The sequence below is a fragment of the Sphingomonas donggukensis genome (assembly GCF_023674425.1).
Classification (GTDB): domain Bacteria; phylum Pseudomonadota; class Alphaproteobacteria; order Sphingomonadales; family Sphingomonadaceae; genus Sphingomonas; species Sphingomonas donggukensis.
This window is the reverse complement of sequence record NZ_CP098401.1, coordinates 2,048,173-2,069,461: the sequence shown is the minus strand read 5'-3', so window position 1 is coordinate 2,069,461 and position 21,289 is coordinate 2,048,173. Positions and strand designations below refer to the sequence as shown.

At 69.0% G+C, this 21,289-nt stretch carries 22 protein-coding genes and 1 tRNA gene; 10 read left to right on the top strand and 13 right to left on the bottom strand.

The genetic code is table 11. The features are described 5' to 3' along the window. Positions 1–49: 49 nt before the first annotated feature. Positions 50–1,858: an AcrB/AcrD/AcrF family protein gene (locus M9980_RS10180; protein WP_250750166.1), complete on the top strand. Its 1,809-nt coding sequence runs from the start codon at positions 50–52 to the stop codon at positions 1,856–1,858. Here M9980_RS10180 and M9980_RS10175 read toward each other — a convergent pair. From M9980_RS10175 to plsY, 3 genes are read right to left on the bottom strand one after another with little or no spacing between them, the layout of a single operon-like run. Next, positions 1,828–2,436 (bottom strand): hypothetical protein, encoded by a 609-nt coding sequence (locus tag M9980_RS10175; RefSeq protein WP_250750165.1) that lies wholly within the window; start codon positions 2,434–2,436, stop codon positions 1,828–1,830. The two genes, M9980_RS10180 and M9980_RS10175, sit on opposite strands and share 31 nt — an antisense overlap. A 43-nt stretch (positions 2,437–2,479) precedes the next feature. Further along, a complete protein-coding gene (gene dprA / locus M9980_RS10170) occupies positions 2,480–3,565 on the bottom strand; it encodes a DNA-processing protein DprA (RefSeq protein ID WP_250750164.1) in 1,086 nt (361 codons plus the stop codon). Further along, the gene (plsY, locus tag M9980_RS10165) at positions 3,558–4,142 is read right to left on the bottom strand and encodes a glycerol-3-phosphate 1-O-acyltransferase PlsY (RefSeq protein WP_250754878.1); all 585 of its coding nucleotides are present in this window, start codon (positions 4,140–4,142) and stop codon (positions 3,558–3,560) included. The genes dprA and plsY overlap by 8 nt, the downstream gene beginning before the upstream one ends. A 238-nt stretch (positions 4,143–4,380) precedes the next feature. Here plsY and M9980_RS10160 point away from each other — a divergent pair, with 238 nt between their 5' ends. Beyond that, entirely contained in the window at positions 4,381–4,860 is a 480-nt protein-coding gene (locus M9980_RS10160; protein ID WP_250750160.1) for a Ros/MucR family transcriptional regulator, read from the top strand. A gap of 56 nt (positions 4,861–4,916) precedes the next feature. Here the strand turns inward: M9980_RS10160 and amaB are convergent, their stop codons facing one another. From amaB to M9980_RS10140, 4 genes are read right to left on the bottom strand one after another with little or no spacing between them, the layout of a single operon-like run. Next, positions 4,917–6,404, bottom strand: coding sequence for an L-piperidine-6-carboxylate dehydrogenase (gene amaB / locus M9980_RS10155; RefSeq protein ID WP_250750159.1), 1,488 nt, complete (start codon positions 6,402–6,404; stop codon positions 4,917–4,919). Further along, positions 6,401–7,393 (bottom strand): ACP S-malonyltransferase, encoded by a 993-nt coding sequence (locus M9980_RS10150; RefSeq protein ID WP_250750157.1) that lies wholly within the window; start codon positions 7,391–7,393, stop codon positions 6,401–6,403. Before M9980_RS10150 ends, amaB begins: the two co-directional genes overlap by 4 nt. Continuing rightward, positions 7,390–9,660: a dehydrogenase E1 component subunit alpha/beta gene (locus tag M9980_RS10145; RefSeq protein WP_250750154.1), complete on the bottom strand. Its 2,271-nt coding sequence runs from the start codon at positions 9,658–9,660 to the stop codon at positions 7,390–7,392. Before M9980_RS10145 ends, M9980_RS10150 begins: the two co-directional genes overlap by 4 nt. Next, a complete protein-coding gene (locus M9980_RS10140; RefSeq protein ID WP_250750153.1) occupies positions 9,609–10,028 on the bottom strand; it encodes an EVE domain-containing protein in 420 nt (139 codons plus the stop codon). The genes M9980_RS10145 and M9980_RS10140 overlap by 52 nt, the downstream gene beginning before the upstream one ends. 139 nt (positions 10,029–10,167) lie before the next feature. Between M9980_RS10140 and M9980_RS10135 the strand changes: the two genes are divergently transcribed. Both M9980_RS10135 and M9980_RS10130 read left to right on the top strand, forming a co-directional pair. Continuing rightward, positions 10,168–10,545: a hypothetical protein gene (locus tag M9980_RS10135; RefSeq protein ID WP_250750152.1), complete on the top strand. Its 378-nt coding sequence runs from the start codon at positions 10,168–10,170 to the stop codon at positions 10,543–10,545. 71 nt (positions 10,546–10,616) lie between these two features. Next, on the top strand, positions 10,617–10,877 hold the full coding sequence (locus M9980_RS10130; protein ID WP_250750150.1) for a DUF3297 family protein: 261 nt from the start codon (positions 10,617–10,619) through the stop codon (positions 10,875–10,877). A 3-nt stretch (positions 10,878–10,880) separates the two neighbouring features. Here M9980_RS10130 and purB read toward each other — a convergent pair whose 3' ends face one another. Then, positions 10,881–12,206, bottom strand: a complete 1,326-nt coding sequence (purB, locus tag M9980_RS10125) for an adenylosuccinate lyase (RefSeq protein ID WP_250750148.1) — start codon at positions 12,204–12,206, stop codon at positions 10,881–10,883. A 192-nt stretch (positions 12,207–12,398) separates the two neighbouring features. Between purB and M9980_RS10120 the strand changes: the two genes are divergently transcribed. Further along, positions 12,399–12,998, top strand: coding sequence for an EF-hand domain-containing protein (locus M9980_RS10120; RefSeq protein WP_250750146.1), 600 nt, complete (start codon positions 12,399–12,401; stop codon positions 12,996–12,998). Between the two features lie 69 nt (positions 12,999–13,067). Here the strand turns inward: M9980_RS10120 and M9980_RS10115 are convergent, their stop codons facing one another. Continuing rightward, positions 13,068–13,475, bottom strand: coding sequence for a PilZ domain-containing protein (locus tag M9980_RS10115; protein WP_250750145.1), 408 nt, complete (start codon positions 13,473–13,475; stop codon positions 13,068–13,070). 955 nt (positions 13,476–14,430) lie between these two features. Here M9980_RS10115 and M9980_RS10110 point away from each other — a divergent pair. Beyond that, entirely contained in the window at positions 14,431–14,760 is a 330-nt protein-coding gene (locus tag M9980_RS10110) for a glycine zipper 2TM domain-containing protein (RefSeq protein ID WP_250750136.1), read from the top strand. Positions 14,761–14,822: 62 nt separating this feature from the next. Continuing rightward, positions 14,823–16,010 (top strand): glycosyltransferase, encoded by a 1,188-nt coding sequence (locus tag M9980_RS10105; RefSeq protein ID WP_250750134.1) that lies wholly within the window; start codon positions 14,823–14,825, stop codon positions 16,008–16,010. On the opposite strand, the gene M9980_RS10100 is transcribed toward M9980_RS10105, so the two are convergent. The 4 genes from M9980_RS10100 to yajC are packed head-to-tail and all read right to left on the bottom strand — an operon-like array spanning position 15,995 to position 19,305. After that, positions 15,995–16,369 carry an Mth938-like domain-containing protein gene (locus M9980_RS10100; protein ID WP_250750132.1) on the bottom strand — a complete coding sequence of 125 codons (375 nt, stop codon included), beginning with the start codon at positions 16,367–16,369 and terminating at the stop codon, positions 15,995–15,997. The two genes, M9980_RS10105 and M9980_RS10100, sit on opposite strands and share 16 nt — an antisense overlap. Beyond that, positions 16,369–17,349 (bottom strand): protein translocase subunit SecF, encoded by a 981-nt coding sequence (gene secF, locus M9980_RS10095; protein WP_250750122.1) that lies wholly within the window; start codon positions 17,347–17,349, stop codon positions 16,369–16,371. The genes M9980_RS10100 and secF overlap by 1 nt, the downstream gene beginning before the upstream one ends. A 13-nt stretch (positions 17,350–17,362) precedes the next feature. Then, positions 17,363–18,967, bottom strand: a complete 1,605-nt coding sequence (gene secD, locus M9980_RS10090; protein ID WP_250750112.1) for a protein translocase subunit SecD — start codon at positions 18,965–18,967, stop codon at positions 17,363–17,365. Beyond that, positions 18,967–19,305, bottom strand: a complete 339-nt coding sequence (gene yajC, locus M9980_RS10085; RefSeq protein WP_250750110.1) for a preprotein translocase subunit YajC — start codon at positions 19,303–19,305, stop codon at positions 18,967–18,969. The genes secD and yajC overlap by 1 nt, the downstream gene beginning before the upstream one ends. A gap of 207 nt (positions 19,306–19,512) precedes the next feature. On the opposite strand from yajC, the gene M9980_RS10080 reads away from it, so the two are divergent. The 3 genes from M9980_RS10080 (at position 19,513) to M9980_RS10070 (ending at position 21,289) form a co-directional block, all read left to right on the top strand. Further along, positions 19,513–19,589, top strand: a tRNA-Pro gene (locus M9980_RS10080). A gap of 130 nt (positions 19,590–19,719) precedes the next feature. Next, positions 19,720–20,670, top strand: a complete 951-nt coding sequence (locus M9980_RS10075; protein WP_250750099.1) for a helix-turn-helix domain-containing protein — start codon at positions 19,720–19,722, stop codon at positions 20,668–20,670. Positions 20,671–20,674: 4 nt separating this feature from the next. Further along, complete coding sequence (locus M9980_RS10070) at positions 20,675–21,289, top strand: aspartyl/asparaginyl beta-hydroxylase domain-containing protein (RefSeq protein WP_250750097.1); 615 nt, start codon at positions 20,675–20,677, stop codon at positions 21,287–21,289.

Below are 21,289 nucleotides of genomic sequence, written 5' to 3'. Positions count from 1 at the left end.
CGCGGGTGGGCAAAGCCCTAGCTTCCGCGGTTCGGTAGGGGAAGCGGATTTGATCGACGGACTGGCTTCCCGCCTTGAGGGCGAGGCGAACCGCCACTGGCTGCGCTGGACGCTGCTGGCGTGGGCGGTGGTCGCGGTCTTCTGGCTGACGACGCGGTGGGGCGCGGTGCACTGGTTGGGGCTGGGCGATACCGACGACAACATGCGCCTGATGCAGGTGCGCGGGCTGCTGGCGGGGCAGGGCTGGTACGACCTGACGCAGTACCGGATGAACCCGCCGCAGGGTTTCAACATCCACTGGAGCCGCATCGTCGACCTGCCGATCGCGGGGCTGATCCTGCTCTTCAAGCCGTTCGTCGGCACCGCCTGGGCCGAGCGGCTGGCCTGCGGCATAGCGCCGATTCTGCCGCTCGCCGTGACGATGGGCGGGTTCGCGTTCGTCGTGCGGCGGCTCGTCGCGCCGCTCGCCTACATCCTAACGCTCATCATCCTGCTCGGCGCGGGCGGGGCGATGCTGATGTTCATGCCGATGCGCATCGACCATCACGGCTGGCAGCTCGCGTGCCTCAGCCTGACGGTCGCGGGGCTTGCCGATGCGCGGCAGGTGCGCGGCGGGGTACTGGTCGGGCTGGCGACGGCGGTGTCGCTCAACATCGGGCTCGAGATGCTGCCCTACGGCGCGATGGCCGGCGCGATCATCACGCTGCGCTGGGTGCTCGACCGCGCGGAAGCCCGCCGCCTCACTGCCTATGCGCTGAGCCTCGGCGGGGCGAGCGCGGGCGGCTTCGCGATCTTCGCGTCGAACGCCAATCAGGCGATGCGCTGCGACGCGCTGACCCCGGTGTGGCTGACGGTGCTCGTGCTTGCCGGCGCCAAGCTGTTCGTGATGGCGCGGGTCAATCCGGCATCGCGGGGCGTGCGGCTGGGCATGGCGGTCGTGGCGGGCGCGATCATCGCGGTCGGCTTCGCCTGGCTGTTTCCGCAGTGCCTGGGCCGGCCGGAGGGTGTGTCGCCCGAATTGCAGCGCACATGGCTGAACAATGTGCGCGAGGCGAAACCGATCTATTCGCACCCCTTGCGCAACGCGCTGCCGATCGCGGCACTGCCGATCGCGGGGCTGATCGGCGCGATCATCGCGGCGTGGCGTGCGCGACGGGAGGCGATCTTCGCCGCCTGGTTGCCGGTCGCGCTGTTCACGGCGTTCGCGGTGCTGATGCTGCTGTGGCAGGTGCGCGCGGGGCCGGCGGCACAGCTGCTCGCGGTGCCCGGCGCGACCGCGCTCGCGTGGATCGTCGTCCCGTGGTGCCTCGGCCACCGCCTGATGCTGGTGCGCGTGCTGGGGTCGGTCGCGGCGTTCCTGGTGATCTCGGGCATGTTCGCAGGGCTGGTCCTGAAATGGCTGCCGATCGACCGCCCCGACAAGCGCGCGCAGATCGTCAACCGCGCCAATGGCCGCTGCCCGACGATTCCCGCGATGGCACCGCTCAATCGCCTGCGCCCGAGCGTCATCTTTACCCATGTCGACCTGGGGCCGCGGCTCATCACGCTGACGCATCATTATGCGGTCGCGGGGCCGTATCATCGCAACGGCGACGCGATCCTGGACGTGCACCACGCCTTCACCGGCAGCGCCGACCAGTTTCGTGACATCGCCCGGGCGCATGGCGCCCGGCTGCTGCTGATCTGCCCGAACATGGCCGAATCCACCGTCTATCGCGCGCGGTCGCCGAACGGCTTCTACGCGCAGCTGGCGAAGGGGAAGGTGCCGGCGTGGCTGGTGCGCGTGCCGCTGCCCAAGGGCTCGCCGCTCAGGCTGTGGCGGATCGATTACGCCGCGGCGGAGCGGAGCGCGAGGTAGGCACGGGCCCAGGCGACCGCGCCGAACAGCAGGATCGCGCTCACGCTGAGGTTGAGCCACAGCGAGAAGGCGAGCGCGCCCGCCGGTTCGGGCAGCAGGTCCGCGGCCAGCGAAATCCCGAGCGCGCCAATGATGGCAAGCGCGATGGCGAGCCCCACCAGCGCCAGCGTCGCCAGATGCGCACGCGCGAGCGCGACGCTGCGCCGGAGCGACGCCATCGCCGACAGGCGCTCTGCAGCGATGACAGGCAGGGTCAGGCTCCACAGCAGGAACGCGATGACGCCCGGCACCACGAACAGGATCAGCCCGATCAGCATTCCGATCCCCGACACGAACGACGCGGCGAATGCGGTCGGGAAGCGTCCCTCCGTCGCATTCGCGCGCGTGTAGCCCGGCGGGGCGGCACCGGCGTGGTCGAGCGTGCGGAAGGTGACGAGCAGCTGCACGTAGAGCGTGGCGAAACCCAGGATCATCGCGATTCCCGTCGCTTCGCGTTCGCCTAGCAGCATGTCGGCGGCCACCTGCGGCAGCGACAGCATCAGCACAGCGGCGGCGAAGAAGCGGGCGTCCGCGCGCACCGCTAGGGCCGCTTGCGCCAGCACCCCTCGGGCCGTCGCGACGCTATAGGACAAGCGCCACTCGCCCGCCGGCATGACGCTCCAGCCGCCCCGCCAGCTCAAGTTCGAGCAGCACTGTCTGCACCGCGGCTGGGGTGCAGCCCGCTTGGCGGAGGAGTTCGTCGATGCCGACCGGCACCGGCCCGAGCAGCGCGGTGATCCGCGCGCGCTCGCCGTCGCTGGCGTCGTCGGGGGGCGGGCCTTCGAACGTCGCGCCCGGGCTGCGCACCGCGCGCGCGTCGATCGGGCGGATCGCTTCGAGGATATCGGCGGCGCTTTGCACCAGCGTCGCGCCCTCGCGGATCAACAGGTTACACCCCTGCGCCCGCGGGTCGAGCGGGCTGCCGGGGACGGCCATGACCTCGCGCCCCGCTTCGGTCGCCAGCCGCGCGGTGATGAGCGAACCGGACTTGGGCGCTGCCTCCACGACCACGGTGCCAAGCGCGAGGCCGGCGATGATGCGGTTGCGGTACGGGAACTGGCGCGCGCGGGGCTCGCCGCCGGGCGGCTGCTCGGCGATCAGCAACCCTCGTTCGGCGACCTGCTCCTGCAACGCCGCGTTTTCGGGCGGGAAGGCGATGTCGATGCCGCTCGCGATCACGCCGATCGTGCCGGTCGACAGGCTGGCGACATGCGCCTGCGTGTCGATGCCGCGCGCGAGGCCGGAGACGATCGTCACCCCCGCATCCCCCAGATCGGCAGCAAGCCCGCGCGCGAAGCGGCAGGCGGCGGCGGATGCATTGCGCGCGCCGACGATCGCGACGACGGTGCGGTGCGCGAGCGCGTGGTCGCCGCGCACGGTCACGACCGGGGGCGCATTCTCCAGCTCGGCGAGCAGCGGCGGATAGTCGGCGTCGCCCAGGAACCAGTGTTCCGCGCCGGTGCGGGCGACCGCGGCGATCTCGGCCTCCACGCTGCGTTCGCTCGCGATTGCCGGCGCCTTTCCGCCGCCGCGGCTGGCCAGCATGGGGAGCGCCGCGATCGCTTCGCCCGCGCTGCCGAAGCGCGCGAGCAGCTGGCGGTAGGTGATCGGGCCGACGCCCTGCGTGCGGATCAGGCGGAGGCGGGCGATCCGCTCGGCATCAGCCATCCCTGGCGCCGACGCGCGGCTCGGTCCCCGACAGCAGCCGGTCGATGTTGCTGCGATGCTTCCAGATCACCAGCAGCGCGAGCGCGGTCAGCAGCATCACCGAATCGAATTGCCCGAGCGCCCCTGCCGACACCGGTGCGCTGAACGCCGCGACGATCCCGGCGAGCGAGGAGATGCGCGTGACCGCCAGCATCGCCAGCCACACCGCGGCATAGATCAACCCGCACGGCCAGTGCAGCGCGAGCACGATGCCCATCAGCGTCGCGACACCCTTGCCGCCCCGGAACTTCAGCCACACCGGATAGCAATGGCCGACGAAGGCGCCGGCGGCTGCCAGCGGCGCTTCGCCCGGCACCAGCCACGCGACCAGCACGACCGCCAGCCAGCCCTTCGCCGCATCGAGCAGCAGCGTCGCCGCCGCCAGCCCCTTGCGCCCGGTCCGCAGCACGTTGGTCGCGCCGATGTTGCCCGACCCGATCGTGCGCAGATCGCCGGCGCCCGCGATCCGAGTCAGGATCACCCCGAACGGGATCGATCCGAGCAGATAGCCGATCGCCAGCGCCGCAAGCGGTGCCATCCACAGGATTTCGGTTGAATGCCCCATCACGACGGCGGACGCTAAGCGTTCCCCGCGCGACACGCAACCGTATCGCCCGACGTCGGCAGATTAACTCTGCAATATCAATTTCGTTCGGTGAACATTTCGAACATCGACGAATTGGTGAATGTTTCGTATAATGCAAACCGGTCCGCATTATGCTTGACGGTCATCGTGTCGCTGATAACGGTGCGGGATCATAGTGGAGTCGCGTTAGATGAATGATGAAATCGGTGCTTCGAATACTGTCGAGTTGGCGACCGAGCTGACGATCGCTTGGCTGTCCAACCCGAACACGCGGGCGTCGGCGGAAGAAGTTCCGGCTTTTCTCAAGGTCATGCACGACGCGGTCGGCGCGCTGAGCGGCGCCGGCGAGGGCGACGCGTCGGGAGAGGCTGCCACCGGCCACACGCCCGCAGTATCGGTACGCAAGTCGCTGGCGTCGAAGGACCACATCATCTCGCTGATCGACGGCAAGCCGTACAAGACGCTGCGCCGCCACCTGTCGCGCCACGGCCTGTCGCCCGAGCAGTATCGCGAGCGTTTCGGCCTGAAATCGGACTATCCAATGGTCAGCGAAAGCTATTCGAACGCGCGCCGCGAAATGGCGAAGAAGATCGGCCTGGGTCGCAAGCCTGGCATGAAGCGCCCCGCCGGCGCCAAGAAGCCCGGTCGCAAGCCGACCGTCGCCGAATAAGCCGATACGCATGCGCGCGTCGGGTCGATCGCGACCCGGCGCCCGAATTGCGTCCGCTACAGGTCGAACCGCACGCCCTGCGCCAGCGGCAGGGTGCGCCCGTAGTTGATGGTGTTGGTCGCGCGCCGCATATAGGTCCGCCAGGCATCGGAGCCGCTTTCGCGCCCGCCGCCGGTTTCCTTCTCGCCCCCGAACGCGCCGCCGATCTCCGCGCCCGACGTGCCGATGTTGACGTTGGCGATGCCGCAGTCGGACCCGGTCGCCGCGACGAACGCCTCCGCCTCGCGCAGGTCGGTGGTGAAGATCGCCGACGACAACCCCTGCGGCACCGCGTTGTTGAGCGCGATCGCTTCGTCGAGGTCGGAGCAGCGTAGTACGTAGAGGATCGGCGCGAACGTCTCGGCCAGCACTGGCCCGGCATGTTCTGGCACCTCGACCAGCGCCGGGCGAACGTACACGCCGGAGCGCTCGACGCGCTCGCCGCCGGTGACGACCCCGCCGATCGCGCGCGCGGCGTCGAGTGCCGCCTGCATCGCGTCGAACGCCGCCTCGTCGATCAGCGGGCCGACGAGCACGCCGTCGTCGCGCGGGTCGCCGACCGTCACGCTGGCGTAGGCCGACTTCAGCCGCGGCACGAAGGCGTCGTACGCCGCATCATCGACGAACAGCCGGCGCAGCGTCGTGCAGCGCTGGCCCGCCGTGCCCATCGCCGCGAAAGCGACCCCGGTGAGCGCGAGGTCGAGGTCCGCGGACGGACGCACGATCGCCGCGTTATTGCCGCCGAGTTCGAGCAGCGCGCGACCGAACCGCGCCGCCACCCGTTGCCCCACCGCGCGCCCCATCGGCACCGATCCGGTGGCCGAAACGAGCGCGACGCGCGCATCCTCGACGATCGTCTCGCCCGCATCGCGCCCGCCGATCACCAGCCCCGACAGGCCGTTCGGGGCGTCGTCGCCGAACCGCCGCGCCGCTTCCAGGAACAGCGCCTGCACCGCCAGCGCGGTCAGCGGCGCCTTCTCCGACGGCTTCCACACCAGCGCATCGCCGCACACCAATGCCAGCGCGGCGTTCCACGCCCACACCGCGACCGGAAAGTTGAACGCGGTGACGATACCGACGACGCCCAGCGGATGCCACGTCTCCATCATGCGGTGGTCGGGCCGCTCGGTCGCGATGGTCAGGCCGTGGAGCTGGCGCGACAGCCCGACCGCGAAGTCGCAGATGTCGATCATCTCCTGGACTTCGCCCAGGCCTTCCGATGTCACCTTGCCGACTTCGATCGACACCAAAGTGCCGAGGGCATCCTTGTGCTCGCGCAACACCTCGCCCAGCCGGCGGACCAGTTCGCCGCGGCGCGGCGGCGGAACGCTGCGCCAGCGCAGGAACGCGGCGTGCGCGTCGGCGATCACCGCGCCCGGATCGACGCAGTCGGCGACCTCGCCGATCACCGATCCGTCGATCGGCGAGGTCGCGGCGCGGTCGCCCGCGCCGAGCGTCACGCCCATCGTCGCCAGCAGCGTGGCGGTTTCGTCTGCGAGTGTCATTTCGTCACCAGATTGCGTTGATCGGCGCGCCCCATCGCCAGCAGGAACGGATCGTCCGCCTGCCGCGCTGCGAAGCCTGCCTTGTCCGTCATCCCCAGCCAGCCCATGCCGACCAGTATCTGCCCGATCGCGCCGCCCAGCTGGTCGCCCGGTCCGAGCAGGATGATCCGGTCGGGCGCGAATTCGCGCAGGGCTACACGGATCGCGAGCGCGAAGTCGTACGCCTCCAGGATCTGGTGCGCGAAGGTGTAGCGCCACAGCGCCTCCCGCCCGCTCGCCCAGCGCCGCCAGATGTGGCCGCGCCCGTCGATCATCGGCACGTCGGGATTGCCGAACCAGTCCGCGGGCAGCGTCGCGAGCGCGGCGGTGCTGCTGGCGTGCATCAGCGCGGTGTGGAACGGTCCGTTGCCGGCGAGCCTTACGGTATCGACCGGCGCTGCGCTGGCGAAGGCCTTCAGCGCGGCATCGTCGCCGGCCAGCACCAGCGTACCGCCGAGGTCGATCGAGACGGCGAGGCCGGTGTCCGCCGCCAGCCGCAAGAGCCGCGCGCGCAGCCCCGGCACGGCGCGCCACTCGCCGTCGAGGGTGGATGCGATCAGCTGCCCCCCAGCGCCGTGCCTGCCCGAATTGACGCCCATCGCATCGGCGATGCGGAAGCCGTCGAGGCGTTCGACCGCGCCGGCGGCGGCAAGCGCGGTGTACCAACCCATCGAATTGCCGGTGACCGCGACGACATCGAAGCGATCGCGGTCGATCGCCGCCATGTCCGCCATCGACGCGGCGTAGATGAGCGGCGCAGCGTTTTCGCCGGCCAGGTGGATTGAGGGACTGAACCGCTCGGCGGAATCGAGCGCGGTCAGCGTCGGCTTGCCAGCGGCGGTGCGGATCGCGTCATAAGCGGAGAGATCGGCGCGCGCGAGGCTGCCGAGTTCGGCCTTGCCGTAGCTCCCGCGACCGGGACAGACGACGAGTGCGGTCTGGCGGCTCATCTCCCTCTCCCCTTTGGGGAGAGGGCTAGTGGTTGCTCCACCAACGCTTTTGCCGCCGCCACGATCGTGTCGCGGCTCGGCAAGGTCAGCGTTGCGCCCTTACCCAGCGGGATGAAGCTGTCGTCGGCGGCGATGCGGGCGATGCGCTTGGCGGGCGTGCGTTCGGTGAAGAACGCCATCAGCGCCTCGCTCTGCGATCCGGTGATGCGGCATTCGTCGACGACCAGCACACGGTCGCTATCGCCAACCGCGGCGAGCAGCGCGTCTTCGGGCATCGGCGCCAGCCAGCGTAGGTCGATCACCCGCACCGCGACCCCCGCGTCTGCGAGGATCGGCAGCGCCTGCCGTGACAGATACGCGCCGTTTCCGTAGGTCACGATGGCGAGCGCCTGCCCGTCGCCATGCACGCCGACCTCGCCCAGCCGCACCGGCGTCGCGTCGGCGGGGGCGGCGTAGGTCGCGGTCATCAGCCCGTCGCCCTCGGCATGCAGGTCGCGGGTCATGTAGAGCGCGATCGGCTCGACGAACACGACGACGCGGCCCTCCTCATGCGCCAGCCGCACGCACTCACGCAGCATCGCCACCGCATCCGCCCCGTTCGACGGCACCGCCAGCACGACGCCCGGAATGTCGCGGAAGACGGCCAGCGAATTGTCGTTGTGGAAATGCCCGCCGAACCCCTTCTGATACGGCAGCCCGGCGATGCGGATCACCATCGGGTTGGTATATTGGCCGTTGGAGAAGAAGCTGAGCGTCGCCGCCTCGCCGCGAATCTGGTCCTCGGCATTGTGGACATAGGCGAGGAACTGGATCTCGGGGATCGGCAGCAGCCCGATCTGCGCGGCCCCGATCGCGAGGCCGAGGATCGACTGTTCGTCGAGCAGGGTGTTGACGACGCGCGCCGCGCCGAACCGCTCGTGCAGCCGCGCGGTAACGTTATAGACGCCGCCCTTTGGCCCCACATCCTCACCCGCGACGATGGCGTTGGGGTGCGCGAGCAGGATGTCCGCGAGCGCCCAGCTGAGCAGCCGCGCCATATGCTGCGGCTTGTCGATGGCGCCGGCGTCCTTGGCGAACAGCGCGGTGCGAGCTTCTGGCGAGGGGGCGTTGGCGGTCGGGCGATCGACGCGCGGCGGCACGATGCTCGCGATAACGTCGGCGCTGGTCGACAGCTTCGGGCGCAGGATCGCGACTTCGGCCGCACGTGCCAGCGTGACTTCCGCCGCGTCGTAGATCGCAAGCACGTCGTCGGCGGGCACGCCGTCGGCGATCAGCAGCGCGGCGGTGGTCAGCAGGGGATCGCGATCCTCCTCGGCCTCGATCTCGCGTTTCGGGCGATACACGCCCTGCACGTCGCTGCCGGCGTGGCCGTACAGACGGACGGTCGCCATGTGCAGGAACACCGGCTTGCGCGTTGCGCGGGCGAAATCGATCGCCTCGCGCGCGCCGCGGTAGGCGTCGACCACATCGCTGCCGTCGCAGGCGACATAGTGCAGCCCGGCGCGGTGGCGGAACTGCGCCTCGATCCAGCCATGCGGGGTCTTGGTCGAGATGCCGATGCCATTGTCCTCGCACACGAAGACGATCGGCACCGGCGATCCCTGATGCGCGGCCCAGCCGGCGGTGTTGAACGCGCCCTGCGCCGTCGAGTGGTTGGCGGATGCGTCGCCGAAACTGGCGATGATGACCGAATCGTGCGGGATGTCCGGCGTCACCCCAATCCGTCGGGCGATGCCGAGCGCAAAGGCCGCACCGACCGCCTTGGGCAGGTGCGAGGCGATGGTGCTGGTCTGCGGCGGGATGTTCAGCCGCTTCGAACCGATGACCTTGTGGCGCCCGCCGGCGATCGGGTCTTCGCTCGAGGCCGCGAAGCTCAGCAGCATGTCCCAGGTCGGGGTCTCGCCCTCGACCTGCTTCGACCGCTCGATCTGGAACGCCGCGGAGCGATAGTGGAGGAACGCCATGTCGGTGACGCGCGCGACGCGGGCGATGGCGGCGTTGCCCTCATGCCCCGAGCTGCCGATCGTATAGAAACCCTCGCCCCGCGCCTGCAACCGGCGTGACAGGCGATCGAGCTGGCGGCTGGCGACCTGGCTGTGGAACAGCTCGGCGAGGGCTTCGCGCGTCAGCCCGGCGCGGTCGCTGCCGACTGCGGGCAGGTCGCCCGAACGCACGCGCGCGACGAATTTCGCGTGGACGGCTTCGGCGGCGTCGATCACGCCGCTGCGGCGTCCGTCGCGCCCGCCATATGCATCACTACCGCCCATTCCTCAGGCGTGACCGCGCTGCACGACAGACGCGACTGTTTCAGCATCATCATCTCGGCGAGCTTCGGCTCGGCCTTGATGTCGGCCAGCGGTACCGGGCGGGGCAGGGGGGCGACGGGCTTCACCGCAACGCTCGCCCATTTGCCGTCGTCGCCGTCGGGCTGCCAGGCCCGCGTAATCTCCATCACGCCCACGCACGCGCGCTCGGTGTTCGAATGATAGAAGATCGCGCGGTCGCCCGGCACCATCGCCTTCAGGTGGATGCGCGCCGTCGCGTTGCGGACGCCGTTCCATTCGGTTTCGCCGTCGCGCACCAGATCGTCCCAGCTGTACGCATCCGGCTCCGACCGCAGCAACCAGTACGCCATTCGTCCGAACCCTCCTGAACACCCGCTAAATACGCCATTCGCGACCGGTTCAGCCGCCTAGCCGTATTCGATGCAACAAGCACGGTCGAATCGGCGTTTTACCACCACCTGTGACCTTGCGTGTATGAGGAGGTTGAACATGCGTACCATGATGAAGAAGGCGACGCTGGCCGTCGCATTGGGTGCATCGGCGCTGGTGGCATCGGCCCCGGCCGAGGCGCAGCGCTACAATCGCTGGGATCGTTACGACCGTTATGACCGCCACCGCGGCAACGACGGCGCGGCCATCGTCGCCGGGATCGCTGGGATCGCCATCGGTGCGGCGCTCACGTCGGGCGATCGCTACGACCGCCGCTACGACTATGACCGCCGCTATTACCAGCAGCGCGGCTATTATCCGAACGACGGCTATTATGCCCGCAACTACTACAACCAGTATGACGGCTGGAACCGCTGCACGGTGCGGCGCGTGTACGATCCGTACATCGGGCGCACGGTCCGCATCCGCTACTGCTGATGAACGAGCGGCGCGGGGAGCGATCCCCGCGCCGCTTTTCTTTTCGGGGCGTTTGGGGCAGAGGGCCGCGAATGAGCGATACTCCCCCCGACACGCTGTCGAACAATCCGCGCAGCCCGCATTTCAACGAAGACGCGCTGCGCCGCGGCATCGGCATCCGCTTCAAGGGTGCCGAGCGCAAGGACGTCGAGGAATATTCGGTCAGCGAAGGCTGGATCCGCGTCCAGCTCGCCAAGAAGGTCGATCGCTACGGCCAGCCTCTGACGATCAAGCTGACCGGCCCGGTCGAGGCCTGGTTCGAGAATCCGGCCGAGGATTCGGAAGAGGCCTGATCCTCAGCCGAAGACGCGGTCGAAGATCGCGTCCACGTGCTTGTAATGGTAGTCGAGGTCGAACCGGGCCTCGATTTCCTCCGGCGACAGTGCGGCGGTGACGTCGGTATCGGCCTTCAGCAGGTCGAGCAGCGACAGTTCGCCGTCGCTTTCCCACACCTTCATCGCGTTGCGCTGGACCAGCCGGTAGGCGTCCTCGCGGCTGACCCCGGCCTGCGTCAGCGCCAGCAACACGCGCTGCGAGTGGACGAGGCCGCCCATGCGGTCGAGATTCTTGTGCATCCGCGCCGGATACACGACCAGTTTCTCGATCACGCCCGTCAGCCTTGCCAGCGCGAAGTCGAGCGTGATCGTCGCGTCGGGGCCAATGTAGCGTTCGACCGACGAATGGCTGATGTCGCGCTCATGCCACAGCGCGACGTTCTCGAGCGCGGGCGTGACATAGCCGCGCACCATCCGGGCAAGGCCGGTCAGATTCTCGGTCAGCACCGGGTTGCGCTTGTGCGGCATCGCCGACGAACCCTTTTGCCCCGGCGCGAAATATTCCTCCGCCTCCAGCACTTCGGTTCGCTGCAGATGGCGGATTTCGGTCGCCAGACGCTCAATCGAGCCGGCGACGACGCCCAAAGTCGCAAAGAACATCGCGTGGCGATCGCGCGGGATCACCTGCGTCGACACCGGTTCGACCGCGAGCCCCAGTTTCTCCGCAACGTGCAGCTCGACCCGCGGGTCGATGTTGGCGAAGGTGCCGACCGCGCCCGAAATCGCGCACGTCGCGATTTCTGCGCGTGCCGCGACGACGCGCGCACGGCAGCGTTCGAACTCGGCATGCGCCTGCGCCAGCTTCAGCCCGAACGTCACCGGCTCGGCATGGATGCCGTGGCTCCGCCCGATCGTCGGCGTCAGCTTGTGTTCGAACGCGCGCGTGCGGATCGCCGCCAGCAGCGCGTCGAGATCCGCGATCAGCAGGTCGCTCGCCTGTGCCAACTGCACCGCCAGCGCCGTGTCGAGCACGTCGGACGACGTCATGCCCTGGTGCAGGAACCGCGCCCAATCCTCGCCCGAATGCGCCTTCACCTGCTCGCTGACCCACGTCAGGAACGCGATGACGTCGTGCCTGGTCACCGCCTCGATCGCATCGATCGCGGCGACGTCGATGGCGGGGGCGGTCGCCCACCACGCCCACAGCGCGTCGGCGGCGGCGCGGGGGACTACGCCCAGGTCGGCCAGCGCCTCGGTCGCATGCGCCTCGATCTCGAACCAGATGCGGAACCGCGCCTCGGGCGACCAGATCGCGGACATCTGCGGGCGCGAGTAGCGGGGGATCATGGGGCATCCTCTGGGCGGGAATCGACAAGGCGAGCGGTTAGCAGGGACGAGGCGACCCGGCAAAACCTAAAAAAATCGGAACAGTGACATAAATACATCGTTGTTGATGGGTGATCCACGCCAGTGGTTCGGTCGCACGCCCAAGTGCTGACCCACCCCCGAAACAGGAGAATGATGATGTTGAAGTCCCTTATGCTTGTCAGTGCCCTGGCGATTTCTGCCCCGGCGTTTGCGCAGGATGCGACGAATGCTTCGGAAACCGCGCAACCCGCGAAGGAAAATGCGAAGCAATCGTCCAAGAAGGGCAAGCGCACCCCGGCGCCGCTCGGCACCGCGACTCCGACCGTCGCAGCCGAAGATGCGCCGATCGCCGGTGCCCCGGTGACCGACACGACGCCCGCCCCGGCGGAGCAGGCGGCGGCGCCCGCGCCGGCGACCCAGCCCGCGACGGCACCTGCGGAAACCGCCGCTGCGGCCCCGACGCCGGCAGCGCCCGCGGCGACGTCCGAGCCTGCTGCCCCCGCCGCAGCGGTCACCGGTGCGAGCCAGATCGCGCAGGTCGTGAACACCGAGTTCCCGACCTATGACAAGAACGCCGATACCAACCTCGACCGCAACGAATTCGCGGCATGGATGGTGGCGCTGAAGACGGCGAGCGATCCCGCCACCAAGGCGAGCGATCCGGCGACCGTGAAATGGGTCGATGGCGCGTTCGCCTCTGCCGATGCCGACAAGTCGAAGGCGGTGTCGAAGGACGAGCTGACCAAATATCTGTCGCAGGGTGCGGGCTGACCTGCCGTGGCCCCTGGCCGACACCGAATGCGACCGTCGGATCCTTGCGGGTCCGGCGGTCGTGCCGTGTCAAATCGGCATGCGTAGGTTGGCGGCGGGGGGTGGCGGGATCGCGGCCTTGGCACGCGCGGCATCGACGTCGATCGGTTGCGCGAACCGCAGGCCCGCCTGCTCGCCGCTCACCCACACGACGCTTGCCCCCAGCGCCGCCACGGTGCCGACCGTCACCACGATCGTCTGCCCGCGCACGAAGCGTCCCGCCTGGTCGATGCACGCGCCGTGGCGCGACAGGTTGCGCACGCGGTGCATCGAAACCGAGCTGACCCCGAACCGCTCGACTTCCGCCGACAGCATCACGCTGACACGGGCTTCGCGATCGAGGGTGGCGGGTGCGGACATGCCGCGACCATAGGGGGCGAGGCTTAAGGATTTCTCTCGCCCGGCGTCGGCGGTGTCGAAGGCGTCGCGACGCGGCACCGCGAAGCAGGTCCGGCGACGAAAAAGGGGCCGGCATCGCTGCCAGCCCCCATGTCGCCGTTGCGCCGGTCGCGGGGTGTCGCGTCCGTTCTCCGGCGGCGAGCCACCGAACATGCCGGCAAGGGCGATGCTCCGTGACCCTTCGGTCGTCGGTGCCGGCCGTGCCGTCCGCATCCGTCGAAACGGGGCGTCGGGCAACCGCGCGGCACCGGCGGCCTGGCGAAGCGGCGGCGCGGGGCCGCACGTTCCGCTGGCGACCGACACTCCACCCACCGGTTCCGCTTTCCCGAGGGATGGCGAATAGCCCGGTGGTTCGGGTCGATCTGCGCCGCGACCGGGCGAACCCGTCCGCAGCGTTCGATCGCCGGCTCGCCCAAGCCGCCACCGCACGCGGTGACCGCTTCGTCGACCTCTCGGGCAGGGTGGAACGATATGCCGGCAAGCCGGCGCCCGTCCGTATCCGCCCTCGTGGCGGATCGCATCGGCTGCGGTGCGACCAGCGCTCCGCGACCTTTCGCGATCGTCCGTCGATCTCCGCACGCTCGAACCGTCGGTAACGGTCCGCCCGGCGATCGCTTCGTCCGGTATCCGGTGTCGTTCCATCCGGTGCCGCGAACGGCTCGAACGGATCGGCATCGGCGCCGAATTCACGATCGCTTTCCCCGGTGATGCGCGGTTTCCAAAAGGCACCAGCACGCCGGGTCTTGCGGTGCAAGCCCTTGATTCGGCTCCGGTTTTCCCCTTCGCCTCGTCTCCTGCCTGCCCCAGCATGCTGTCACGGCGGTGGAGTCGCGCCAAGCGGCAAAGGGGGATGTGCTGCCTGTGGATAACGTGGATATCGGGAACTCGCTGCGTCTGCGAACGGCGATGAACGCGACGTTGTTTCAGGTTCATGAAACTTCGATCAATATGGGTGCGTTACGATCCCAGCATTCAGGGAAAAGGAGCTGTACCCATGCGTAATCTGTTTCTGGCGGCTGGCGCCGCTGCACTGCTGGTTCCCGCCGCGCTGACCGTTCCGGTCGCTGCCGAGAACCAGTATTCGTCCGCCGACGCGCAGAGCCGCTATCGCTACCGGGAGTGGCGCGGTCGCGACGGTCGCTATTACTGCCGCAAGCCGAACGGCACCACCGGTCTGGTCGTCGGCGGCGTGGCCGGCGCGCTGGTCGGTCGCACGATCGACACCGGCGGTGACCGCACGGTCGGCACGCTGCTCGGTGCCGCAGCCGGCGCCGTTGCCGGTCGCGAGATCGAGCGCAGCGGCAAGCGCAAGAGCTGCCGCTGATGCGGGCGAGGCCGTCCTTCGCAGGACGGTCTTAACCTGAGGAGACGTAAGCACGCGGAGCCATGCTTCGCGTGCTTACTCTTGCCAGCCTGTTTCCAGACTCGACGCGCCCCGATTTCGGCGGCTTCGTCGCGCATCAGACGCTGGGCCTCGCCGCGCATCCCAAGGTGGAAGTCCGCGTCGTCGCGCCGATCGGCCTGCCGCCGTTCCCGCTCGATCGCCTGCCGCGCTACCGCGCGCTGTCGCGCGTGCCGCGATGCGAGACGTGGCGCGGCTTGGAGGTTCACCGCCCGCGCTTCGTGAACCTGCCCGGCACCGGCGGGCGCTTCCATGCCGCGATGCTCACCCGTGCGCTGCGGCCCGTGCTCGCGGCGATCCGGCGCGACTTCGCATTCGACGTGATCGATGCCGAATTCTTCTTCCCCGACGGTCCCGCCGCGGTGGCGCTGGGGCGGGCGTTCGGTGTGCCGGTGTCGATCAAGGCGCGGGGGTCGGACATCCATCATTGGGGCGTCGCGTCGCCCACCGCGCATCAGGTCGTCGCTGCGGGCCGGGCTGCGAACGGATGCCTGGCGGTATCTTCGGCGCTGCGCGACGACATGATCGCCCTCGGCATCGAGGCAGAGCGCATCCGCGTCCACCGCACCGGCATCGACGCCGATCGCTTCGCCCCGCGAGACCGCGATGCGGCGAAGGCGGCGCTGGGCGTCGCCGGGCCGCTGGTGGTGTCGGTCGGCAACCTGATCGATCGCAAGGGCCACGCCATCGTCATCGACGCGGTCGCGCGGCTACCCGGCGTGCAGCTGCTGATCGCCGGCGCCGGCCCGGCGCGCGCGGCATTGGAGGCGCAGGTCGCCGCGGCGGGGCTGGGGGAGCGGGTGCGCCTGCTCGGCGCAGTGCCGCACGACGACCTGCCCGCGATCTTCGCCGCCGCCGACGCGATGGCGCTGGCGTCCGAGTCGGAGGGGCTGGCGAACGTGTGGGTCGAGGCGCTGGCCAGCGGCACGCCGATCGTCATCACCGAAGCCGGGGGCGCCCGCGAAGTCGTCGATCGCCCCGCGGCCGGGCGGATCGTTGTGCGTACCCCCGAGGCCTTTGCGCAAGGGATTGCCGAGCTGCTGATGGACCCGCCGCCCCAGGCCGACGTGCGCGGCGCAGCGGCGAAATTCAGCTGGGCGACGAATACTGCGGAGCTGTACGCGCATCTGGGCGGACTGGTCGCCCGCCACCGCGCTCAGTCGAAGGGGTAAAGCGCCGCCACGATCTGTCGGCCCTCGCCGCGCAGCACACCCCACGCGCGCGCGGCGGCGCGACTGTCCATCACCTCGACGCCCATGCCCCGCGCCTCCAGCGCAGCCACGAACGCGCGCGGCGGATGCTGGAGCGTCGAACCTGTGCCGAGCAGCAGAAACTCGGGCGCGGGCGCCTGCGGCAGGATCGGCGCGACATCCGCGTCGGTCAGCGCGGCAAGCGCCGGCGGGCGCCAGCCGTCGGCTCGCTCGGGCGTCAGCAACAGCGCGCGATAGACATTGTCGTCGACGCGAAAGCCGCCGCCCGAAAAGCCGGAGATCACCGGCCCCGCGACGCTCCCCTCGCGCTCCAGCCGCATCAGGGCTGGCCGGCGCTCACGCGCTCGGCCCGCGGGTTGCCGCGCCCACGCCCCTTTCCGTCATCGTCGACCGGCGGCTGCGCGCGCAGGCCGAGCGTGATGAGCAGCGACGACGACACATAGATCGACGAATAGGTGCCGACGACGATGCCCAGGATCATCGCCGCGGTGAATCCGCGCAGCACGTGACCGCCCAGGAACAGCATCGCGAACAATGCCAGCAGGATCGTGACCGAGGTCATCACCGTGCGCGGCAGCGTCTCGTTCACCGACAGGTCGACCAGGTCGGACATGTTCATGTTGCGGTATTTGCGCATATTCTCGCGGATGCGGTCGTCGATCACGATCTTGTCGTTGATCGAATAGCCGATGATGGTCAGCACCGCCGCGACGATGTTGAGGTCGAAATCGAACTGGGTGAGCGCGAAGAAGCCGAGCGTCATCAGGAGATCGTGGAAGATCGCGACGAAGGTCGACACGCCGAACTGCCATTCGAAGCGGAAGATCGCGAACAGCGAAATGCCGATCATCGCCAGCACGACCGCGAGCACGCCGTTCTTGACGAGCTCGCCCGACACCTTGCCCGAGACGGTGGCGTAGCGCGAGAAGGTGGCGCCCGGGAATTGTGCGCTCAGCGCGGTTTCGACCTTGCGGACGACGGCGTTGGTCGCGCCCTCGTCGGCGCCCTCCTGCACAGGCAGGCGGATCGTCACCAGCTTCGGGTCGCCGAACTGCTGCAGCGTCGCATCGCCGACGCCCAGCCGGTCGACCGCGGCGCGGACGCGCTCCAGGTCGGGCGGGGTCTGGAACCGCTCCTCGATCATCAGGCCGCCGACGAAGTCGACGCCGAAATTGAGGCCCTTGGTCACGGTCAGGCCCACCGCGGCGAGCGACAGCAGCAGGGTCAGCCCGAACGCCCAGAAGCGCAGCCGCACGAAGCGGATGTTGGTGTTGTCGGGTACGATTTTCAGGAGGCGCATGGGTGTATCAGCCTCAGATATTGATGTCGGCGGGGCGATTCTTGCGAATCCACAGCGCCACCAGCATGCGGGTGAAGACGACGGCGGTGAACACCGAGGTGCAGATGCCGATCAGCAGCACGACCGCGAAGCCCTTCACCGGGCCGGAGCCGAGCAGCAGCATGATGACGCCCGAAATCGCGTGCGTCACATTCGCTTCGAAGATGGTGCGGCTGGCTTCCTTGTAGCCGAGCTCGACCGCCTGGACGACGTTGCGTCCGCGGCGGCGTTCCTCGCGGATACGCTCGTTGATAAGCACGTTCGCGTCGACCGCGGTGCCGATCGTCAGCACGAAGCCGGCGATGCCCGGCAGCGTCAGCGTCGCACCAATCAGCGCCATCATCGCCAGGATGACGGCGACGTTGATGACGACCGCCAGGTTCGCATAGACGCCGAACCGGCCATAGGTGACCAGCATGAACGCGACCACCGCGGCGACTGCGACCGCGCTGGCGATGATGCCGGCGCGGATCGAATCGGCGCCCAGATCGGGGCCGACGGTCGATTCGTCGACCACCTTCAGCGCGACCGGCAGCTTGCCCGAGCGCAGCGCGATGCCGAGCTCGTTGGCCGACTGGACCGTGAAGCTGCCCTCGATATAGCCCGACCCGCCGAGGATCGGGGTGTTGATGCGCGGTGCCGAGATCACCGTGTTGTCGACGATGATCGCGAACCGCTTGCCGGTCTGTTCCTGCGTCACCCGCGCGAAGCGGCGGCCGCCGGGGCCGTCGAACGTGAAGTTGACGATCGGGCTGCCATTTTCGGGATGGAACGCCTGGCGCGCGTCGATAAGCTGCTCGCCCGACACGATGGTCGATCGCTGGACGGCGATGCGCCCGCCGGCGGCGCCGCCCTCGGCATAGGGCAGAACCTGCGTGCCTACGGGTGCGGGCTGGCCGGTCTGGACGGCGGCGGTCGCAGCCTCGTCGACCAGCTTGAATTCGAGCTTCGCGGTCTTGCCGAGCAAGTCCTTCAGCGCCTGCGGATTGTCGAGGCCGGGCACCTGGACGACGATGCGGTCCTTGCCCTGGCGGATGATCGTCGGTTCGCGGGTACCCAGTTCGTCGATGCGGCGGCGCACGACTTCGGTCGCGTCGCCCATCGCGGTATCGACCGCCTGTGCGAGACCCGCCTCGGTCGGCTTCATCACGAACTGGCTGGTGTTGATGACCGAGATGTCCCAGTCGCGCTGGCCGGTCAGGCCGGCACCGGTGGTCATCGGCAACAGGCGTTCGCGCGCGGCGTCGACCTGGGTCGCGTCGCGGACCATGAACGACAGCTGCCCGCCGCGCGTCGAGATGTCGCCGATCTCGATCCGGGGCGTGCCGCGGCGCATCTCGGTCGCGACCTGCTCGCGCATGCCGTCCAGCCGCGCAGCGGTGACGTCGTTGGTATCGGCCTCGAGCAGCAGATAGCTGCCGCCGGCGAGGTCGAGGCCCAGGTTGATCCGCGGGGCGGGAATCCATTTTGGCCACGTCGCGGTGGTCTTTTCGGGCACGAAGCTCGGGATGGCGAGCAGGATCGCGAGCCCGAGCGTCAGGCAGATGCTCCAGACCTTCCAGCGCGGAAAATCGAGCATCAGTCGTTCGCCGGCTTGGCGCCGAGCGGCGTAACCTCGGCCAGCGTCGCCTTGACCACCTTCACCTTCACGCCGGTCGCGATCTCGACCTCGACGAACGCGTCCTCGACCCGGGTCACCTTGCCGACCAGCCCGCCGGCGGTGACGACGCTGTCGCCCTTCTTCACCGCGGCGACCGACGCTTGCAGCATCTTCATGCGCTTCTGCTGCGGGCGGATCATCAGGAAGTAGAACACGACGAAGATCAGGACGAGCGGCGCGATCGAGACGATCGAGGCGAGGCCGCTGTCGGCGGCGGCGCCACCGGTGGCCTGGGCATGGGCGGATGGAATGAACATGGCTCTCGAACTGCTAGGGGATGCCGGGACGGCGCCGGCGACGCATGTGCGCGCCCCGCTAACAAAGACCGCGGTCACGCGCAACCGCGCGGGGGGGGGCGCGCATCGATGCGCCGCATCCGCCGCCCGACGCGAAGCGGGTTGCATCGCGGCCAAGCTCCGCCTAGATGCCGCGGCTTCGCAGGGGCCGCACGGCCCGGCGACGGTCGGGGCGTAGCGCAGCCTGGTAGCGCATCACACTGGGGGTGTGGGGGTCGCAGGTTCGAATCCTGTCGCCCCGACCAATTTCATGCCGCGATCGGCATCGCCGCGCGATTCGGTGGCGTGACGTCCCTCCGGCGCCCCCCTCGCAAATCAATTTCGTCTTTCCATTGGCGGCGCCTGTCGTATCTTCGGTCGCGTGGGGATGACGTCATGATCGAAAGCGGGAGCAATACGCCCGGGGTGTCAGCCGACACCTTCGGACTGCCGGACGGCACGGCGATCAGGTACGAGCGGCCGGCGCGGGCGCTGGCGCCCTATTTCACCAGCTATGTCGTGCTCGATTCCGATCCCGCGATGTGGGGCGGCAAGGGCGAATGGATGCTGCCGAGCTGGGCGCAGATCTGGATCGTGCTGACCGACGGGCCGATCACGGTCAGGATCGGCAACCGCACCTATGCCCCGCTGCCCCGCGCCAGCCTGTACGGGGTCACCAGCCGGGCGATGCCGGTCATCGCCAACGGCGGCGCGACCGTCGGCATCGACATCAGTCCGCTCGGCTGGGCGCGGCTGTTCCGGCAGCCGGCGGACCTGTTCGGCGACCGCGTCGTACCGCTGGAGACGATGCTGCCGCGGGCGTGGGTCGATACGCTGGTCGAGCGGCTGCGCGCGTCGAACCTGGGCAGCGACGTGCAGGGGATTCTCGACGAATTCCTGACCGGGATCCTGCCGCCCGAAAATCCCGACGAACCGATGGTCGCGCAGATCATGGCACTGCTGGCGGACCGGGAGATCGCCGACCCGGCGGCGATGGCGAAGCTGCTGGGTATCGACCAAGCGCGGCTGCGGCGGATGACGAAACGCTATTTCGGGTTCCCGCCAAAGGTGCTTAAGATGCGATCGCGCTTCCTGCAGGCATTCGTGCCGATGCTGCTGCGCGGGCGCGACAATGATTTCGGCGCGGTGCCGCCGCGCTATCACGACGTGTCGCATTTCATCCGCGACGGCCGACGCTACCTGACGATGACCCCGCGGCGATTCGCGATCATGGACACGCCGTATCTGGACGCCGCCCTGCGCGCGCGGGGTGCCGTGTTCGGGGCGAAGACCCCCACGCTCGAAGCGCCCGCCGCGCCGGCCGTGACGTCTGTGGCGGCGGGCTGACGCAATGGCGATGCCCAGCGGCGATATCGTCCCGGACGGCGTGGCGATGGACGAGGTGGCCGATCGCGTGCGCCTGCCGCTGACGTTCGATCCCGATCGCCTTTCTCGCGACCTGCAGGCGATCGGCAGCGACTGGATCGACCATCTCGTCACGCAGAATTACGAGGGGTCGTGGACGGTGCTGCCCTTGCGGCACACCGCGGGGGCCACGCATCCGGTGATGATGATCTACGCCGACCCCACCGCAACCGATTTCGTCGACAGTCCCTGGCTGCAGCGCGCGCCGTATCTGCAGGCGGTGCTCGCTGCCTTCCGCTGCCCGCTGGCGGCGGTGCGGCTGATGCGCCTGACGCCGGGATCGCGGATCAAGCCGCACCGCGACCACGATCTGGCCGTCGAATTCGGCGCGGCGCGCGTCCATGTCCCGATCACGACCAACCCCGGCGTCACCTTCAGTGTCAACGACGTGCCCGTGGCGATGCAGCCGGGGGAGGCGTGGTATCTTCGCCTGTCCGACCCGCACGCCGTTGCCAACGACGGTACCGCCGACCGCGTACACCTGGTCATCGACTGTATCGTCGACGACTGGTTCCGGGACCTGTTGCGCCCTGCCGACTAG

What these genes read in the sequence shown, in the direction of transcription:
- M9980_RS10075 (WP_250750099.1), top strand. Translation starts at nt 19,720, where the DNA reads ATGATCGAAAGCGGGAGCAATACGCCCGGGGTGTCAGCCGACACCTTC.
- M9980_RS10100 (WP_250750132.1), bottom strand. Translation starts at nt 16,369, where the DNA reads ATGCGGCTGGAGCGCGAGGGGAGCGTCGCGGGGCCGGTGATCTCCGGC.
- M9980_RS10120 (WP_250750146.1), top strand. Translation starts at nt 12,399, where the DNA reads ATGCTTGTCAGTGCCCTGGCGATTTCTGCCCCGGCGTTTGCGCAGGAT.
- purB (WP_250750148.1), bottom strand. Translation starts at nt 12,206, where the DNA reads ATGATCCCCCGCTACTCGCGCCCGCAGATGTCCGCGATCTGGTCGCCC.
- secF (WP_250750122.1), bottom strand. Translation starts at nt 17,349, where the DNA reads ATGCGCCTCCTGAAAATCGTACCCGACAACACCAACATCCGCTTCGTG.
- yajC (WP_250750110.1), bottom strand. Translation starts at nt 19,305, where the DNA reads ATGTTCATTCCATCCGCCCATGCCCAGGCCACCGGTGGCGCCGCCGCC.
- M9980_RS10130 (WP_250750150.1), top strand. Translation starts at nt 10,617, where the DNA reads ATGAGCGATACTCCCCCCGACACGCTGTCGAACAATCCGCGCAGCCCG.
- plsY (WP_250754878.1), bottom strand. Translation starts at nt 4,142, where the DNA reads ATGGCACCGCTTGCGGCGCTGGCGATCGGCTATCTGCTCGGATCGATC.
- M9980_RS10070 (WP_250750097.1), top strand. Translation starts at nt 20,675, where the DNA reads ATGGCGATGCCCAGCGGCGATATCGTCCCGGACGGCGTGGCGATGGAC.
- M9980_RS10150 (WP_250750157.1), bottom strand. Translation starts at nt 7,393, where the DNA reads ATGAGCCGCCAGACCGCACTCGTCGTCTGTCCCGGTCGCGGGAGCTAC.
- secD (WP_250750112.1), bottom strand. Translation starts at nt 18,967, where the DNA reads ATGCTCGATTTTCCGCGCTGGAAGGTCTGGAGCATCTGCCTGACGCTC.
- M9980_RS10110 (WP_250750136.1), top strand. Translation starts at nt 14,431, where the DNA reads ATGCGTAATCTGTTTCTGGCGGCTGGCGCCGCTGCACTGCTGGTTCCC.
- M9980_RS10160 (WP_250750160.1), top strand. Translation starts at nt 4,381, where the DNA reads ATGAATGATGAAATCGGTGCTTCGAATACTGTCGAGTTGGCGACCGAG.
- M9980_RS10105 (WP_250750134.1), top strand. Translation starts at nt 14,823, where the DNA reads ATGCTTCGCGTGCTTACTCTTGCCAGCCTGTTTCCAGACTCGACGCGC.
- M9980_RS10140 (WP_250750153.1), bottom strand. Translation starts at nt 10,028, where the DNA reads ATGGCGTACTGGTTGCTGCGGTCGGAGCCGGATGCGTACAGCTGGGAC.
- M9980_RS10145 (WP_250750154.1), bottom strand. Translation starts at nt 9,660, where the DNA reads ATGGGCGGTAGTGATGCATATGGCGGGCGCGACGGACGCCGCAGCGGC.
- dprA (WP_250750164.1), bottom strand. Translation starts at nt 3,565, where the DNA reads ATGGCTGATGCCGAGCGGATCGCCCGCCTCCGCCTGATCCGCACGCAG.
- amaB (WP_250750159.1), bottom strand. Translation starts at nt 6,404, where the DNA reads ATGACACTCGCAGACGAAACCGCCACGCTGCTGGCGACGATGGGCGTG.
- M9980_RS10135 (WP_250750152.1), top strand. Translation starts at nt 10,168, where the DNA reads ATGCGTACCATGATGAAGAAGGCGACGCTGGCCGTCGCATTGGGTGCA.